Origin of the sequence: Streptomyces verrucosisporus, from assembly GCF_017114865.1 — a bacterium.
Classification (GTDB): domain Bacteria; phylum Actinomycetota; class Actinomycetes; order Streptomycetales; family Streptomycetaceae; genus Streptomyces; species Streptomyces fenghuangensis.
This window is the reverse complement of record NZ_JADEYH010000090.1, coordinates 1-579: the sequence shown is the minus strand read 5'-3', so window position 1 is coordinate 579 and position 579 is coordinate 1. Positions and strand designations below refer to the sequence as shown.

At 72.2% G+C, this 579-nt stretch carries 1 protein-coding gene; it reads left to right on the top strand.

The window, feature by feature from the left end; translation table 11 throughout:
- On the top strand, positions 1–570 hold a 570-nt coding region (locus IQ279_RS27575; RefSeq protein WP_206352051.1), incomplete at its 5' end, for a transposase family protein.
- Positions 571–579 lie beyond the last annotated feature (9 nt).

Below are 579 nucleotides of genomic sequence, written 5' to 3'. Positions count from 1 at the left end.
AATGTCCTGGCCGAGCGCGCGCCGGACCTGCACGAAGTCCTGGACCACTGCCGCGAGCAAGGGATGAGCCATGTGGTGCTGGACGGCACGCTCATCGCCTGCGACCGTGTGGCCGGCACCACCGAGCGGGGCAACGACCTGTGGTACTCCGGCAAGGGACGGCGCTTCGCCGGAAACCTCCAGTTCCTCGCCGCTCCCGACGGGCGTCTGTTGTGGGTCTCCGACGTCGAGCCCGGCTCGGTGCACGACCTGCGCGCCGCCCGCCTCCACGCCCTGCCCGCGTTGTACGCCGCAGCCCGCGCCGGGCTGCCGACGCTGGCCGACGTCGGCTACACCGACGCCGGCAGCGGCGTCCACACACCCTTCCGCCCGCACCCCGACATCGCCTCACCCCTGGCGGCGGACACCCGCGCCCACAACCGGCTCCTGCGCGGCATCCGCGCGATCGGCGAGCGCGCGGCGGCCGAACTCAAACAGCGCTGGCGCGCCCTGCAGCATGTGACGGCCAGCCCCAGCCGCATCGGCACCATCGCCCAGGCCGCCCTCGTCCTCAACAACTCATGGAAATGAAAGCCTCTG